Genomic DNA, 17,225 nt, shown 5'->3' with positions numbered 1-17,225 from the left:
GTTGTTAAAGTGCGGTTAGTGTGGTACTTTGCGGATTTCTTGCTGTTAGCAGAACTTGTCAGTGATACTAGATACGAGCGATACCGACAATAACATATATAAAAAATTTAAAATATACTTCATAATGCTCAACCTAAAACACCCAATGAAAAGCACTACATAAAAATAGCGTTTTACTCTATAATATAGTGCGAAATTTATCCAATCTATTAGCCTAAGGATCTACTATGCACGCGAATCGCCCTATCCGTCAGGCTTTGTTGTCAGTTTCTGATAAACAAGGTATTTTTGAATTTGCCAGTGCACTACATCAGCGTGGTGTTAAGCTGCTTTCCACTGGAGGCACGGCAAAACTCTTGCTAGAGAAAGGATTGCCAGTGGTGGAAGTTTCTGATTATACGGGTTTCCCTGAAATGATGTCAGGGCGTGTGAAAACGTTGCATCCTAAAGTGCATGGCGGTATTTTAGGCCGACGTGGTATTGATGATGCGGTGATGAATGCTCATCAGATTGAGCCGATCGATATGGTTGTGGTGAATCTGTATCCTTTTGCCCAAACGGTGGCCAAAGCGGATTGTACGTTGGAAGATGCAGTGGAAAATATCGATATTGGTGGGCCGACAATGGTGCGTTCTGCTGCGAAAAATCATAAAGATGTCGCCATTGTGGTAGATAATCGCGATTTTGACCGCATTATTACTGAGTTAGATGCCAATCAAAACAGCCTCACCTTAGATACTCGCTTTGATTTGGCAATTAAAGCCTTTGAGCATACAGCGCAATACGATGCGATGATTGCTAATTATTTTGGCTGTTTGGTAAAACCGTATTTGGGTGCGGATGATGATGAGAAAAATGCAAAGTGCGGTCAGTTCCCACGCACATTGAACTTGAATTTTGTGCGTAAACAGACCATGCGCTATGGCGAGAATAGTCACCAGAATGCGGCGTTTTATAGTGAATTTGCCCCGCAAGAGGCCAGTGTAGCCACTACGGTACAATTGCAGGGCAAAGCGCTGTCGTATAACAATATTGCCGACACTGATGCAGCACTGGAGTGTGTGAAAGAGTTTAGCGAGCCAGCGTGTGTGATTGTCAAACATGCGAACCCTTGTGGTGTGGCACTGGGTGAGGATATTTTAGAGGCTTATGAGCGGGCTTATCAAACTGATCCAACGTCGGCATTTGGCGGTATTATTGCCTTTAACCGCACTTTAGATGAAAAAACCGCGCAAGCCATTATTGATCGTCAGTTTGTTGAAGTGATTATTGCTCCAGAGGTGAGTGAAGCAGCGCAAGCGGTATTGAAAGCGAAGAAAAATGTACGGGTACTCGCTTGTGGGCAGTGGCAAGCGCGCCATTCGCGGTGGGACTTTAAACGTGTCAATGGTGGACTGTTGGTGCAAGAAGCTGATTTAGGCATGGTGGGGTTAGATGATCTTGAAGTGGTGAGCAAACGTAAGCCAACAGCACAAGAGTTGCAAGACTTGCTGTTTTGCTGGAAGGTGGCGAAATATGTGAAATCTAACGCCATTGTTTACGCTAAAAATCATCAAACCATTGGCATCGGTGCAGGGCAAATGAGCCGAGTATATTCGGCGAAAATTGCTGGCATTAAAGCCGCAGATGAGGGCTTGGAAGTAAAAGGCACTGTGATGGCGTCCGATGCGTTTTTTCCATTCCGTGATGGTATTGACGCTGCCGCCAAAGCAGGCGTGAGTTGTGTGATTCACCCAGGTGGCTCAATGCGTGATCAAGAGGTGATCGACGCGGCTGATGAGCACAATATGGCGATGGTGCTCACCAAAATGCGCCATTTCCGACATTGATTATTATAATCAGATGGATAAAGTGCGGTTAATATTTGACCGCACTTTTTGTTTTTTATCCTAAATTAGGATCAATGTTTGGTATATATTGCAAAATATTTTAAACTTAAACATACGGTTATTTTAATAATAAGGGTTAAGTTATGCAGTTTGCTGTTATTGGATTAGGTAAATTTGGTCTCACTGCCGCATTGGAATTACAAGGACTGGATAATACTGTTACCGCAATTGATCATGATGAAAAACTCATTGAGAAAATTGGTGAGCGTTTACGTTATGCGGTTATTGCAGATTCTACGGATAAATCTGTATTGGAAGAGTTAAATATTACAGATTATGATGCTGTTTTGGTTGCAATTGGCTCGGATATTGAGGCAAGTTTATTAACTGTGTTGAATTTACAAAGTCTACATGTAAAAAATATTTGGGTGAAGGCTAAAAACCAAGCACATGCAACTGTTTTGAAGGGGCTTGGGGTTGTTAAAGTGATTGAGCCTGAGCAAGATATGGGAATACGTATTGCACAAGCAATGAATTATCCAATGGTGAGTCAGTATATGCCGCTTGGAGATAACTATTTTTTAATTAAAATTGTTGTTTCTTCTACTGAACATAGCCTAGCAAAACTTCAGCATAAATATCCACATGATAAATTTGTTGGTGTCATGCGTGATGGGCAATTAATTCCTGAATTGTCTCATGATTTCCATTTTATGGAGGATGATCGTCTATTGGTGATAGGTGAGCTTGAAAGTTTAAGAAAATTAGCATTAGAGTTTAAAGTGTAATGAAAGTTTATCATTCTTCCACAAAACCATTACGTCTACTGATATTAGGTTTTTTTTGTTTTATCTTTATTGGTGGGTGCTTATTAAAATTACCATTTGCTTATAATGGCGATTTAACATGGTTAAGTGCTTTTTTTACAGCTACCTCTGCTGTCACTGTCACAGGGCTTGCGGTTACTGATACTACTCATTACACGCTCTTTGGGCAAATTGTCATTATGCTCCTGATCCAGACTGGAGGATTAGGATTTATGACATTAGCTATTGCAGCAATGATGAGTATCGGCATTCGGATTAGTTCGGGGAGTCAGCAAGTTGCACATGAAGCATTGGGAATTGTTCCAATGCATTTGATCGGTAGTACAGCACGTTTAGTGATAATTTTTGCCTTATTGTTTGAATTTATTGCAGTTCTAATTTTAACTTGGCATTGGCATAGTCATATTGGATTATCTCGTGCACTCTACGAAGCGATATTCTATGCAATATCTGCGTTTAATAACGCTGGATTTGCATTAAATTCTGATAGTCTTATGCCCTTTGTGGACGATATTACTGTTAATTTTACGATAACAGCGTTAATTATCCTTGGTGGTTTGGGATTTACTGTTTTAATTGATATCACTCAGAATCGTCGTTGGAGTAAGTTTAATTTAAATACACGCTTAATTTTAATTACTACTCTTTTATTAAATATTGGCGCATTTTTATTTTTCTTTTTCATGGAAACAGATAATCCTAATACACTGGCAAATGCAGGGTTACAGGAACAATTACTTGCTTCATGGTTTCAAGCTGTGACCCCGCGTACCGCAGGTTTTAATTCAATAGATATTAGCCAAATGACCGATGCAAGTACTATGGTGATGATGTTTTTAATGTTTATTGGTGGTGGTTCTTTATCAACGGCCAGTGGGATTAAAATAGGAACATTGGTTGTCTTGATGGTTGCAACGCTGTCTTATATTAAGCGCAAGGACTCCGTTACAATTTTTCGTTATACGATCAGTTCAGAACAGATACAACGTGCTATCGCGTTATTTTGTATTAGCTTAAGTTTAATTTTAGTGAGTCTTATAATTTTACTAATGATAGAGCATAAGCATCCATTTTTAGATATTGTTTTTGAGGTGGTTTCAGCATTAGGCACCGTGGGGGTATCAAGAGGCTTAACAGGGGATTTAACGCCACTAGGGCAATTTGTCATCATGATCATGATGTTTGTAGGTCGCCTAGGGCCATTGACCGTAGCTTACGTGATAGCCTTGCCAGTACGTAGTAAAGTACGCTATCCAGCCGCCACCATCCATATTGGATAAGCAAACAAATGGCAACATTACTTAATAGTTGCCTTTTTCATTCTTAAAAACTAGGTGTGATATTATATGTGATAATTTTCTGCCAATATGTGTCTAAGGCCACTGGTAATAAAAGTGCGGTCTTTCGAGTGTTTTCATACGGTCTTCTATAAAAAAGCCCATTGAGTGTGGCTCAATGGGCTGATGTCATTATTTTTTGAAGCTATAGCTGCCGTCACTGTTGCGGGTGAAGCTGCTGCCGTTGTCGAGCGTCAGGCGGCTCACGCGACCTTGGCTGTTGAGTTGAATGCGCACTTTGTCGCCTGGCTTGAAACGGCTGAGTGCACCGTTGGCGCCGTTGGCTTTGGTCATCGCGTTGACGTCAGAGATGTTCAAATTGTTATTGCGGAACACTTGCATTAAGCTTACGCCTTTTGGAATTTCCAGCGTGCGTGTAGGGCCTGCTGCAGGCGCTGGTTTGCTGGCAGGTTTTGCGTTAACCACAGGCGCGGCTTTTTGCGCAGGCTGGGTGTTTTTGCTTACCTGTGGCTGTGGCTTAGTCGGTTTTGGCGCAGGTTTGCGATCTTGCGCTTTTGGCGCTGGGTTAAGTACTTTGCGTTCAGCGGGTTGCGCAGGTTTGCTCACCACTTTTGGCGGCACCACCGCAGGCGGTGTGCTTTGTGCATTGGTATTTGTGCTAGGTGCAGTTTGTGTTTCTGTTTGTGGAGCAGCTTCAGGGGCGCTGGTTTCAACTTGTGACTCGGCGCGAGCGGGTGTTGTGTTGTCAACCGCACTTTCGTTGTTATTCACCGCCACGGCGTTGTTGTCGCCTTCAACCACTTGATTTGTTTGCTGTTCTTCCGATTGATTAAGCGGTTGGAACTCAATTGGCAAGGCGTTGCTGTTCTGATTTTGCAAAGCTTCAACAGTGGTATTATTACTTGGTTTAAGCCACAGAACTAAAAGTAATAAAACAATTAAAATTAATAAAGCAACAACTAAACGGCGATGTTTGGCTGGCAGGCGGTTTAAAATGCCCCACGTTTCAGGTTTTTTCCAGTTGCTTTTTGGCGCAACAGGTGGGATCACCGCACTTTGTGCTGGCTGGGTGTTGGTGTTTTCTTCAATGTCAGTTACGCTCACAGCAGGTTCAGCCACAGGCTCGAGATTCAGCTCAGGCTGCGCGCTGCTGGCGTCGCCCAAAATTGGCTCTTGGTGTGGTTTTTCTTCGTTTTTGTGGCGAAATTTAAACAGCGAGCCTTTTTCTTCCACGGGTTTTTTCGGAATAATTCGCTCAGCCTTGAAATCGGAATTGGCTGGCGCTTGGTTGTCAGCGCTCATGCCGTTGTTGTCTGTCGGATTGGTTGGATTGTCGTTCACGCAACACCTCAAATACATTATGGTTAGTTAATCTCCCTATTCTAACAATTCAGGCGAATAAAAACAGGGGGAAATGGTATTTTCTTGCTTAATCTTTGTAAAAATCCGGCGTGATGAGGGTTTTATTGGGCTGGTGGGCAATTTCGCGCGCTAAGCGTGGCACAAGGTAGCCTGAGGTGGTGGCTTGCAACTGTTGATAAAGTGAAAGTGCGGTTGCATCATCCACATAAAAATGTGCCGTGCCTGCCACTTTATCGAGTAAGTGCAGATAGTAAGGCAGCACGCCCACGTCAAACAGCGCATGGCTTAAGGCGTTGAGCGTGTCGGCATTATCGTTCACCCCTTTGAGCAGCACCGATTGATTGAGCAACACCACATTGGCGGCTTTGAGCTTGTTCAGTGCTGCACGCAGGCTATCGTCGATTTCATTGGGGTGGTTGATGTGGGTCACTAGCACGCAGTGCAGGCGCGAGCGATTAAGGCGATCGCAAAGTGCGGTTGTGATGCGCTGCGGGATCACCACGGGCAAACGAGAATGAATGCGCAGCGTGTTGACGTGTGCGATAGTCTCCAGTGCGGTGATTAAAAAATCGAGCTGGGTGTCGTTCGCCATCAGAGGGTCGCCACCAGAGAAAATCACTTCATTGATTTCACTGTGTTCAGCGATGTACTCCAGCGCGCCTTGCCACACGGCTTTAGAGCCTTGATGGTCTTGATAAGGAAAATGGCGGCGAAAGCAATAGCGGCAGTTGACCGCACAGCCGCCTTTGACCATCATCAGTACGCGGTTGTGATACTTATGCAAGAGCCCAGGGCGCACCGCGTCGTGCTCCTCCAGCGGATCGGTGACAAAGCCCTCCACCTGCTCAAATTCGCCCGCGCCACTCATTACCTGCAAAAAGAGCGGATCACGTGGGTTGCCTTTTTCCATGCGCGCGACAAAAGGCTTTGGCGCTAGCAGGGGGAAGAGTTTGCGCGCCTCAATGGCGCGCTCAAAGCCCGTGAGAGGGATGTCAAGTGCGGTCAATAAGGCTTCGGGGGATTTTATTGCCTGCTTTAGGCATTGTTGCCAGCTTAATTCTTCGCTATTTTGCATTTTTGGGTTATTATAAACACTTTGTGATAGTATTTTGCAATCTTAATCTAAGATAACATTTTTTCATAGTAACGAGGACACAATGGCTACATATTCTACCAGCGATTTCAAACCTGGCCTTAAATTTATGCAAGATGGCGAACCGTGCGTCATCATTGAAAATGAATTTGTCAAACCGGGCAAAGGGCAAGCGTTCACCCGCACCCGTATCCGCAAATTGATTTCTGGCAAAGTATTGGATGTCAACTTTAAATCAGGCTCAACCGTGGAAGCGGCAGATGTGGTGGACACCAACTTAACGTTTTTGTACAAAGACGAAGAGTTCTGGCATTTTATGAACAACGACACTTTCGAGCAATTAGCTGCCGACGCCAAAGCAGTGGGCGACAATGACAAATGGCTGTTGGACCAAGCCGACTGCATCGTTACCTTGTGGAACGGCGCACCAATTAGCGTGACCCCACCAAACTTTGTGGAGTTGGAAGTGGTGGACACCGACCCAGGTTTGAAAGGTGATACTGCCGGCACTGGCGGCAAACCAGCGATATTAAGCACAGGTGCAGTGGTGAAAGTACCATTGTTCGTGCAAATCGGCGAGGTAATCAAAGTGGATACCCGCTCTGGTGAGTACGTCTCCCGCGTAAAATAATTCTATTTTGATGACAACCGCACTTTTAAGTGCGGTTTTTTTTGCGCCTGAAAAACACAAAAGTGCGGTCAGCCGAAATAAAAAACTTGCAATACACCTTGAAATTTGCTAAAGCGGCGCCATATAAGCTACGTGAACGACGAAATGTCAAGAATTTAGGAGAGCTTATGAATATCGAAAAATTAACCACCAAATTTCAACAAGCTATTGCCGAGGCGCAGTCCCTTGCCCTTGGCGGTGAGCAGCAATATATTGAACCCTTGCACTTGATGACCGCACTTTTAGATCAACAAGGCGGCTCAGTGCAGCCACTTTTAACCAGCTGTGGCATTAACACAGGCGAGTTAAAAGCGCAATTGCAACGTGAGATCGCCCGCCTGCCGCAGGTCTCTGGCAACGGCGGCGATGTGCAAGTTTCACCACAGTTGGTGCGGCTGCTCAACCGCTGCGATCAATTAGCGCAAAAACGCAACGACACCTTTATCTCTTCCGAGCTGTTTGTACTTGCGGCATTGGAAGACAAAGGCGCTCTGGGCAGCATTTTGCGCAATATGGGGCTGAAAGCCGACAAAGTGGAAGCGGCGATTATGCAAATGCGTGGCGGTGAAAGCGTCAATGATCAAGGCGCGGAAGAAACCCGCCAAGCGTTGAAAAAATACACTATTGATTTAACTGAGCGCGCTGAAAAAGGCAAACTTGACCCAGTGATCGGGCGTGATGAAGAAATCCGCCGCACCATTCAAGTGTTGCAACGTCGCACCAAAAATAACCCTGTGCTGATTGGTGAGCCAGGGGTGGGTAAAACGGCGATTGTGGAAGGCTTGGCGCAGCGCATCGTCAACGGCGAAGTGCCAGAGGGCTTGCGCCATAAACGTGTGCTGTCCCTTGATATGGGGGCATTGATTGCTGGGGCAAAATACCGCGGTGAATTTGAAGAGCGGTTAAAAGCCGTATTAAATGAAATCAGCAAAGAAGATGGACGCATTATTCTCTTTATTGATGAAATTCACACCATGGTCGGCGCGGGCAAAACCGACGGCGCAATGGACGCGGGCAACTTACTTAAGCCATCACTAGCACGGGGTGAGTTGCACTGCGTGGGCGCGACTACCTTAGATGAATACCGCCAATACATCGAAAAAGACGCCGCCCTTGAGCGCCGTTTCCAAAAAGTGTTGGTGGACGAGCCGAGTGTGGAAGACACCATTGCGATTTTGCGTGGGCTAAAAGAGCGGTATGAAATCCACCACCATGTGCAGATCACCGACCCTGCGATTGTGGCGGCGGCGACGCTTTCGCACCGTTATATTTCCGATCGTCAGTTGCCTGATAAAGCGATTGATTTGATCGATGAAGCGGCGTCAAGTATCCGTATGGAAATTGACTCCAAACCGCAACCGCTTGACCGCTTAGAACGGCGCATTATTCAGCTCAAACTGGAGCAACAAGCGCTGCAAAAAGAAGACGACGAAGCCAGCCTCAAACGTTTGGATATGCTCGAAAAAGAACTGAGTGATAAAGAGCGTGAATACTCTGAGCTTGAAGAGGTGTGGAAAAGCGAAAAAGCCGCCCTTTCTGGCACCCAGCACATCAAAGCCGAGCTGGACAATGCGCGCATTCAAATGGAGCAAGCGCGTCGGGCGAGTGACTATGAAAAAATGTCTGAGTTGCAATATGGCGTGATTCCAGAATTGGAAAAACAATTGCAAGTGGCAGAGAGCCAAGAAGGCAAAGAGATGACCTTGTTGCGCTATCGCGTCACCGACGAGGAAATTGCCGAAGTGCTCTCCCGCGCAACAGGTATTCCTGTTTCACGCATGATGGAAGGCGAGAAGGACAAACTATTGCGTATGGAGCAAGCGCTGCATAAACGCGTGATCGGGCAAAGTGAAGCGGTGGACGCCGTTGCCAATGCCATTCGCCGCTCGCGTGCTGGGCTGTCTGACCCGAACCGCCCAATTGGTTCATTTCTGTTCTTAGGGCCAACAGGGGTGGGTAAAACCGAGCTGTGCAAAACGCTGGCGCAATTTATGTTCGACAGCGAAGAGGCGATGATCCGCATTGATATGTCGGAGTTTATGGAAAAACATAGCGTCTCTCGCTTAGTGGGTGCGCCTCCAGGCTATGTCGGCTATGAAGAGGGTGGTTATTTAACCGAAGCGGTACGCCGTCGTCCGTATTCTGTCATTTTACTCGATGAGGTGGAAAAGGCTCACAGCGATGTGTTCAATATCTTGCTGCAAGTGCTTGACGATGGCCGCTTAACTGATGGGCAAGGTCGCACCGTGGATTTCCGTAATACGGTAGTGATTATGACCTCCAACTTGGGTTCAGATTTGATCCAAGAGAATAAAGACATCGACTACGACGGCATTAAAGCGCTGGTGATGAACGTTGTGGGGCACCATTTCCGTCCAGAGTTTATCAACCGAATTGATGAAACCGTGGTGTTCCATCCATTGGATAAAGAGAACATCAAAGCGATTGCGCAAATTCAGTTGAATCGCTTGAGCAAACGCATGGAATCCCATGGCTATGTGCTGCATTTTGCCGAGTCAGCCTTGGAGTTCATCGCCAAAGTGGGCTACGACCCGCTCTTTGGTGCGCGCCCGCTCAAACGTGCTATCCAGCACGATATTGAAAATGCCTTAGCGCAAAAAATTCTCTCGGGCGAATTGTTGCCAGGCAAGCCAATTACGGTGAGCATTGAAAACGACCGCGTGGCGACAGCACAATAAATTGAAACCGCACTTTGCATAAAAGTGCGGTTTTTTGTATTATCAAGGCGAACAACTAACAAAGGAGTGTTCTATGTTGAAAAAATCAATGTTATGTGTAGCCCTTGCGGGCGCATTGGCCAGTGGTGCCGTGTTGGCAGACACCCGCACAGTGTCTTTAGATTGGGCGCATGCGAATGTGAAAAATGCCAGTGATCTCAACGGCTTTGCGATTGGCTATCAGCACGAGTGGGACAACACCCAATGGGGCGTATTGGGCACGTTCAGCTATATGAAAGGCACAACGGATCAATCTTATTCTATCCCATTTGTTTTTGAAGGCCGTCAGCTTGCCGATAAAGGCCATTTGTCAGGTAATGTGAAATATTACTCTCTGTTGGCTGGTCCAACTTATCGCTTTAACCCTGTGTTCAGCGCTTATGCGCAATTAGGGTTGGCGCACGTGAAAGCTGACGTTGATTGGACTGGACAAAATCATGAAAGTGGCAACTACGTTCAACGTCGTAGTGGTTCAGAAAGTAAAACAACAACTTCTCTTGCCTATGCGGTGGGTGTAAAATTCGATGTGGCGAAGAACTTCTCTGTCAACGTAGGCTATGAAGGCACTAACGCTTCAATTGATGCACCTTACAACATCAAAGGCTTTGATAAATTCAATGGCTGGCGCTTAGGTGTGGGCTATTCATTCTAATTGACATCATAAAATACAATGCCAAACCCAAAGTGCGGTTTGGCATTTTTTTGACCGCACTTTTAATCAATCAAAATCGCAAGCCACGTCACCACGGTGATCACCATCGCGATAAACACCGCCGCCGAGCCGTAATCTTTGCCGCGGCCTGAGAGCTCATGGTGCTCCAGCCCGATGCGGTCAATAGCGCACTCCACCGCGCTGTTGAGCATTTCCACCAGCATCACCAACAGCACCGAGCCAATCAATAACACTAGCTCGACAGCACTTTGTGCAATCCAAAATGCTAGCGGGATTAAAATCACCGCCGCCAGCAGCTCGTGGCGAAAGGCGGTTTCGTGGTGCGCGGCATAGCTTAAGCCTTGCCATGAATATTGCGTGGCTTTGACCAGGTGGGTTAAGCCTTTGTGTTTGTATTCGCTCATGGGTGTCCTAGTTTGATAAACGTTTAGCTTCAATCACATCGTCAATGCGCAGCAGCGAGCTGAGCAGTCGTCCAAGCAGTTCGACATTCATTAGCTCAATTTCTAAGTCCATAGTGGCGGTCATTTTTTTTAAGTCGCTTTTGCAGGAAACACGAATGACGCTGACTTTTTCATTTGCCAATACGGTGGTGATGTCGCGCAAAAGCCCCGTGCGGTCGTTGGCCACCACGCGCACAACGAGGTTGAATTTGGTGTTGAAACTCTCGCCCCACACAGCCTCCACCACGCGCTCTGGGCTGGCCTCTTGCAGGTTGCGGATTTGCTCACAGTCGGCACGATGGATGGAAATGCCGCGCCCTTGGGTGATGTAGCCTAAAATCTGATCGCCTGGGATTGGCTGGCAGCAGCGCGCGATGTGGTGCATCAAATTGCCTACGCCCTCAATCACCACCTGACCACGTCCAGCATTATTACTTTGTGTTGCGGGTTTGTTCTCCACTTGGCGCAAGATATGCTCGTCCACTTGTTCGGCTGACGGGCGCAATAATTTCGCTTGCAAAAAATTCATCAGCTGATTCAAACGAATGTCGCCATTGCCAAGCCCAGCATAGAGATCATCGAGGTGTTTTAAATTGTGCCGTGGCAGGGCGTAGGTTTCCACCTGTTTAAGGGTTAGCCCTAATTTTACCATTTCCGCCTCTAACAGCTCTTTGCCAATCGGGATATTTTTCTCACGGTCTTGGCGCTTGAACCAGGCTTGAATTTTTGAGCGCACGCGCGCACTGGTGATAAAACCATTGTTTGGATTGAGCCAGTCGCGGCTTGGATTCGGATTTTTCTGGGTGATAATTTCGACTTTATCGCCCATTTGTAGCGTGTAGGTGAACGGCACAATGCGATCGCCCACTTTGGCGCCAATGCAGCGGTGGCCCACTTCGCTGTGAATGGTGTAGGCAAAATCGAGCGGGGTGGAGCCAGTAGGCAAATCCACGATGTCCCCTTGTGGGGTGAACACATAAATGCGGTCATCAAAAATTTTGCTGCGGGTTTCTTCTAGTACATTACCATTGCGGCTTAAGTCTTTTTGCCACGCCAACACTTGGCGCAGCCACGCAATTTTTTGCTCATAGCCACCGCGTGCAGCGCTTTCGCTTTCTTTGTATTTCCAGTGTGCCGCCACGCCAAGCTCGGCATCGTCGTGCATTTGCTGGGTGCGGATTTGCACTTCAATGGCTTTCTCGCCCTCGCCGAGTACCACGGTGTGAATGGATTGGTAGCCGTTAGGTTTAGGGTTGGCGATGTAGTCATCAAATTCACTGGCAATGTGGTTGAAGTGGCTGTGCACAATGCCAAGCGCTTTGTAGCACTCTTCTAGGCGCTGTACGATAATACGCACTGCACGAATGTCAAATAGTTGTTCAAAACGCAGATTTTTCTTCTGCATTTTTTTCCAAATACTGTAAATGTGTTTCGGGCGACCATAGACTTTAGCATTGCCAAGGTTTTCTTGGGCTAAGAAGTGTTCCAGCTGTTGGGTGAAATGTTGGATATACGCCACCCGATCACGGCGTTTTTCACCGATCATTTTGGCAATGGCGTGATAGTGCTCTGGGTCAAGGTAGCGAAAGCAGTAATCTTCCAGCTCCCATTTTAGCTGCCCAATGCCGAGACGGTTGGCCAGTGGCGCATAGATATTATGGCATTCTTTCGCCGCCAGCACTTTCTCGGCTTCAGAGATAAAATTGTTTTCTTCACGCAAAAACGCAATGCGTTCGGCGAGTTTAATCACCACGCAGCGGAAGTCATCCACCATTGCCAACAGCATACGACGCACGTTATCCACCTGTAGGTTAGAGCTGCTTTGTTTGGTATCCAGCGCGCGAATGCTGTCCATGTCCACCACGCCTTTGGCGAGCTTGCGAATATCAGGATTAAACGCTTCTTTAATGTCGTCATAATTGACAATGCGCCGCTTCGCCAGCGGGTAGAGCATTGCTGTGATGAGGCTGTCTTGATCCATATTAAGGCTGGTGAGCACTTCGACCATTTCGGTTGCGCAATACAACAAATATTGCCGCTCGGTGGCTTCGTGATTGTGCAGTTGGGGCAGAATATAGTGCCAGGCGTTTGAGAGTTTTTCCCGTGTGACACTCGAAATTGGCAATGCGTTCGCCCACAGCGTGAAGTCAAATTCGCTGCCTGTACTCAAATGTGATGCACGAATGGCGACCATACTACCTCCTTGATCCTGCTCGTTGGCGAAAATGTGCCATAGCCTCAACATGCCCCGTTTGTGGGAACATATCGACTGCCACACATTGCGTCATTTCAAAACCTGCGGCAATCAGCATTTCGCTGTCGCGTGCGAGCGTGGCGCTGTGGCAAGACACATACACAATCTCGCGTGGCTTCAATTTACATAAGTGCGGTATCACAAAGGCTGCGCCTGCGCGAGGCGGGTCTAACAGCACTTTGGTAAAGTGATTTTGCGCCCAAGGCTGAGCGCTAAAATCTTGGGCTAAATCCGCTTGATAAAACGCTATATTATCACATTTATTACACTTTGCATTGAATGTTGCACGCTCCACCATCGCCTTAACACCTTCAACCCCGACCGCACTTTGGCAATGCTGCGCCAGTGGCAGGGTAAAATTTCCGATGCCACAAAACAGATCTAAGACTGTGTCGGCGCGCGTGAGATGAAGCCAGTCAAGTGCAGTGTCGATCAAGGCTTGATTCATCTCGGCATTCACTTGAATAAAATCGCGAATGGCAAAATAGAGCTTTTGCCCGTTTGCCAGCTGATAATAAGGCGCTTCGCCGTGCCATTGTTGAATGTAATTTTCTTGAACGCTAACAAATAACAGCAGATGATGGTATTTGGCAAACTCCAGTAACCGCACTTTATCTTTTTCGCCGATCTCACCCACATGGCGCAGCAACAACGCTATGCCGTTGGCCGCTTCAGTCAGCTCAATGTGGCCTAAGCGTGTTTTGTGCTGCCAAGCGGAAAATAGGGCTTGCAGCGGGGCGAGCAAGGCATTAAGGGCAGGTGTGAGCACCTCGCAGTGGTTAATCGGCACAATCTGGTTTGAACCTTTGGCGCGAAAGCCCATCGCAAGGGTATTCGTTTTGCGATTGACATTGAGGCTCAAATGCGCACGGCGACGATATTGCCACGCGTTGCCGTGTTGGATAGCCTGCCCTTGAATGGGCGCGCTTTGCAAGGCTTGCAGGCGATCGAAAAGTGCGGTTTGTTTGAGATTTCGCTGCAGGCTTTCAGGCATATGCTGGAGCTGGCAGCCGCCACAACGGTGATAAAAACCGCACTTTGGTGTTATGCGCTCATTGCTCGGCTGGGTGATGTTCACCGCGCGAGCATGCCCGAAATGGCGCTTTTCTTGAGTAATGCGCGCTTGCACTCGCTCGTGTGGCAGCGCATTTTCCACAAACCACGTTTTATTATTCGCCCGACCAACGCCTAAGCCGTGGGCATCTAAGGTGTCGATGGTCAGTTCCAGCGCTGTTGCGCGGGGCTTGTGTGCCTTATCAGAATAAAAAAGCGCCATAAAATCCTTTAATTGCTTGATAATAAAATAAAAAGCAGCCGATTGACTGCTTTTTCTAGGCCAGTAAAGTGCCTATTTTTTAAATGCGCCTAAAATCCCACGTACGATTTGACGGGTGATTTGGTTACGAATATTGCGCCCAACACTTTTGCTCACACTGGAGACAATTTGCTCAGTGGCGGTGAGTTCTTCACCGCGTTTTTTCTTACCGAAAATCATGCGGCTTAATGTGCCCATCACGCCTTCATCTTGCTGTTGTTGCGCTTGCTCGGCCTGTTTGGCGGCCACGGCGGCGAGATCTTTTTGCGCGGTGAGCACTTCAAAGGCGGATTCGTTGTCCACTGCGTCGCGATAGACGCCATAGAGATCATCATCACGCACCCATTGCTCACGCTCGGCGTCGCTAATCGGCTTAAGCTGGCTGCGCGGTGGGTAGATGTAGGCTATTTCCACCGGCGTCGGCATGCCCTTTTCATCCAAGAACGACACCAATGCTTCCCCCACACCAAGAGACGTAATAGCCTCCACCACATTCACATTCGGGTTACTGCGGAAGGTTTCCGCTGCTGATTTCACTGCTTTTTGATCGCGTGGCGTGAAGGCGCGCAGTGCGTGTTGAATGCGATTGCCCAATTGCCCTAATACGGTGTCAGGCAAATCCAGTGGATTTTGGGTGACGAAATAAACTCCCACGCCTTTGGAACGGATTAAGCGCACAACTTGCTCGACTTTATTGATGAGTGCGGTTGGCGCACCGTCAAACAGCAAGTGAGCTTCGTCAAAAAACATCACAAAGGTTGGTTTGTCAGGGTCGCCGACTTCAGGCAAGTTTTCAAACAATTCCGCCATCAGCCACAGTAAAAAGGCGCTGTACATCTGCTTGGAGTTGATCAATGTTTGTGCATTGAGAATATTGATCACCCCGCGCCCATCATGGGTTTGCAGCCAGTCGTCCAAGTTCAGCGCAGGCTCACCAAAAAGTGCGGTAGCGCCTTCATTTTCCAATGTTAACAATGCACGTTGAATCGCGCCAACACTGGCGGCGGAAACATTGCCGTATTCCAAGCGGTAGGTGCTGGCGTTTTCTGCCACGTGGGTGAGCATCGCGCGCAGGTCTTTGATGTCGATAAGTAGTAAGCCTTTATCATCGGCGACGCGGAACACTAAATTGAGCAAGCCCTCTTGGGTGGCGTTTAAGTTCATCAAGCGTGCCAACAGCATCGGACCCATTTCGGAAACCGTGGTGCGCAGCGGAATGCCCGTTTGCCCAAACACATCCCAAAATGATACAGGGTAGCCTTTGAAATAATCACTGCCACCGAGGTTGAACAGTTCCACCCGCTCGCCCACTTTACCGCTTAGCTCGCCTGGCTTGGTTAAGCCTGAAATATCGCCTTTGACGTCGACTAAAAATACAGGGACACCATCGTCGCTAAAGGCCTCAGCCAAGGTGCGTAAACTGATGGTTTTGCCCGTCCCCGTTGCACCAGCGATCAAGCCGTGGCGGTTGGCCATTTTGGCGGTGAGTGAGAGCGTTTCGCCCGTTTTACTTTGGGCTAAAGGATAGCGTGCCATAATATTGTCCTGATCAAAAAAGTGTGTTCACTATACTCAATTTCGCGCGTGTTGTTAACCAAAAACCGCACTTTAGCGCACGGTTTGCACCAGCGCGCTGAGATCACCGTTAAACTGTTGCTGCTGAGCCATTGCACGGATGTCGTCAAGGCATAACGTCTTGCCATTATAAACGATCACCATGCTCACATCACCTGGCTGTAAAAAATGCGTTTCGCCAAAGGCGGTGTAACGCGTGGCGCCAATACTAATTACGGCTTGCTGCGGATAATCTGCGGTTTCAAGTAATGGTGCAATATGATGGGTTGGGCCAACATCTTGCTGATGATTCATGCGATCGATAATCCAATCTAACAATTGCTGATGGAAATAACTGTAACCCACCACGGGGCTATCCACGCCATAGGCATTCAGTTTACCATCGCGCAAATGAAAGCAAGCAATGCGATAGTCATCCAGTTTGCCGCCAGCATCAAGACCGTCAATATCAATCCATTGTGCAGAAAGCCCTTTGCTGTTCGCGCCCCAGTTTTTCTTATCGGCAATTTTATGCGCGTTCGGGCGACGAATTGAGCAGTCATTAAAGGCCGCAAAGGCGCGGGGCAAAAGTGCGGTCACCTTGTGATCCGCATCGTATGTTATATCACACAACAGCGCCACTTCAGGCTCAATTTGCAAGTTATCCGCATCATCGGGAAAGGCAATGGTGTCGGACGAAAGAGGATAAATCGATAAAAAACCTGTGGCAAAATTAGGCACATAAAACGGGAAAATCGCTTTCGGTTGGACCGCACTTTGCACTTTCACGTGCTTGAAATCAGCCGCTTCGCCTGCTTGTTCGAGGTGGCCGGCAAAATTCCCTGCCACACCAAAGCCAATAATTTCATTTAACGACATACTTTCTCCTGACAATAGAAAAGAAAAAGTATAACAATAAAAGTGAGACTGAGTGGGTGCAATGTTACAAAATTGTGAGCAAGCGCAAACATAAAGTGCGGTTTGCAGCTGGTTTGGTGAAATTTAATGCAATTGAGATGAGATTTAAAAAAATGATCAAAAAAGGCTTGCAAGCATAAAAATTTTGCCTATAATACGCCTCCACAACGACACGCTATCGTGGAGAGTTAAAGTGCGGTGGCAAGGTGTCGTTTTTTGTTCTTTAACAATATATCAGACAATCTGTGTGG

At 47.4% G+C, this 17,225-nt stretch carries 13 protein-coding genes; 6 read left to right on the top strand and 7 right to left on the bottom strand.

Going from position 1 to position 17,225, the window contains the following annotated elements; genetic code table 11:
• The first annotated feature begins 227 nt into the window (after positions 1-227).
• The 3 genes from purH to HPC38_RS08295 all read left to right on the top strand — a co-directional run bounded on the left by purH (position 228) and on the right by HPC38_RS08295 (position 3,936).
• A complete protein-coding gene (purH, locus tag HPC38_RS08305; protein ID WP_208120829.1) occupies positions 228-1,829 on the top strand; it encodes a bifunctional phosphoribosylaminoimidazolecarboxamide formyltransferase/IMP cyclohydrolase in 1,602 nt (533 codons plus the stop codon).
• A 143-nt stretch (positions 1,830-1,972) separates the two neighbouring features.
• Positions 1,973-2,617, top strand: a complete 645-nt coding sequence (locus tag HPC38_RS08300) for a potassium channel family protein (protein WP_208120828.1) — start codon at positions 1,973-1,975, stop codon at positions 2,615-2,617.
• Complete coding sequence (locus HPC38_RS08295; protein WP_208120827.1) at positions 2,617-3,936, top strand: TrkH family potassium uptake protein; 1,320 nt, start codon at positions 2,617-2,619, stop codon at positions 3,934-3,936. Before HPC38_RS08300 ends, HPC38_RS08295 begins: the two co-directional genes overlap by 1 nt.
• Before the next feature lie 189 nt (positions 3,937-4,125).
• On the opposite strand, the gene HPC38_RS10540 is transcribed toward HPC38_RS08295, so the two are convergent.
• Together HPC38_RS10540 and epmB are read right to left on the bottom strand one after the other, a co-directional pair.
• Positions 4,126-5,295, bottom strand: coding sequence for a LysM-like peptidoglycan-binding domain-containing protein (locus HPC38_RS10540; RefSeq protein ID WP_208120826.1), 1,170 nt, complete (start codon positions 5,293-5,295; stop codon positions 4,126-4,128).
• 88 nt (positions 5,296-5,383) lie between these two features.
• Entirely contained in the window at positions 5,384-6,391 is a 1,008-nt protein-coding gene (gene epmB / locus HPC38_RS08285; RefSeq protein WP_208120825.1) for an EF-P beta-lysylation protein EpmB, read from the bottom strand.
• Positions 6,392-6,473: 82 nt separating this feature from the next.
• Between epmB and efp the strand changes: the two genes are divergently transcribed.
• The 3 genes from efp to HPC38_RS08270 all read left to right on the top strand — a co-directional run bounded on the left by efp (position 6,474) and on the right by HPC38_RS08270 (position 10,469).
• Positions 6,474-7,040, top strand: coding sequence for an elongation factor P (gene efp, locus HPC38_RS08280; RefSeq protein ID WP_208120824.1), 567 nt, complete (start codon positions 6,474-6,476; stop codon positions 7,038-7,040).
• Between the two features lie 167 nt (positions 7,041-7,207).
• Complete coding sequence (clpB, locus tag HPC38_RS08275; RefSeq protein WP_208120823.1) at positions 7,208-9,778, top strand: ATP-dependent chaperone ClpB; 2,571 nt, start codon at positions 7,208-7,210, stop codon at positions 9,776-9,778.
• A 73-nt stretch (positions 9,779-9,851) separates the two neighbouring features.
• On the top strand, positions 9,852-10,469 hold the full coding sequence (locus HPC38_RS08270) for an outer membrane protein (protein WP_208120822.1): 618 nt from the start codon (positions 9,852-9,854) through the stop codon (positions 10,467-10,469).
• 62 nt (positions 10,470-10,531) lie between these two features.
• Here the strand turns inward: HPC38_RS08270 and HPC38_RS08265 are convergent, their stop codons facing one another.
• The 5 genes from HPC38_RS08265 to HPC38_RS08245 form a co-directional block, all read right to left on the bottom strand.
• The gene (locus tag HPC38_RS08265; RefSeq protein WP_208120821.1) at positions 10,532-10,894 is read right to left on the bottom strand and encodes a diacylglycerol kinase; all 363 of its coding nucleotides are present in this window, start codon (positions 10,892-10,894) and stop codon (positions 10,532-10,534) included.
• A gap of 7 nt (positions 10,895-10,901) precedes the next feature.
• Complete coding sequence (gene relA / locus HPC38_RS08260) at positions 10,902-13,127, bottom strand: GTP diphosphokinase (RefSeq protein WP_208120820.1); 2,226 nt, start codon at positions 13,125-13,127, stop codon at positions 10,902-10,904.
• Position 13,128: 1 nt separating this feature from the next.
• On the bottom strand, positions 13,129-14,463 hold the full coding sequence (gene rlmD, locus HPC38_RS08255) for a 23S rRNA (uracil(1939)-C(5))-methyltransferase RlmD (protein WP_208120819.1): 1,335 nt from the start codon (positions 14,461-14,463) through the stop codon (positions 13,129-13,131).
• Positions 14,464-14,535: 72 nt separating this feature from the next.
• Complete coding sequence (locus tag HPC38_RS08250; RefSeq protein WP_208120818.1) at positions 14,536-16,038, bottom strand: helicase HerA-like C-terminal domain-containing protein; 1,503 nt, start codon at positions 16,036-16,038, stop codon at positions 14,536-14,538.
• A 72-nt stretch (positions 16,039-16,110) separates the two neighbouring features.
• Positions 16,111-16,935 carry a DUF5718 family protein gene (locus tag HPC38_RS08245; protein WP_208120817.1) on the bottom strand — a complete coding sequence of 275 codons (825 nt, stop codon included), beginning with the start codon at positions 16,933-16,935 and terminating at the stop codon, positions 16,111-16,113.
• Positions 16,936-17,225 lie beyond the last annotated feature (290 nt).

Origin of the sequence: Spirabiliibacterium pneumoniae (assembly GCF_014884995.1) — a bacterium.
GTDB classification, from domain to species: domain Bacteria; phylum Pseudomonadota; class Gammaproteobacteria; order Enterobacterales; family Pasteurellaceae; genus Spirabiliibacterium; species Spirabiliibacterium pneumoniae.
The sequence above is the reverse complement of the archived record's forward strand: the minus strand, read 5'-3'. Positions and strand labels throughout refer to the sequence as shown.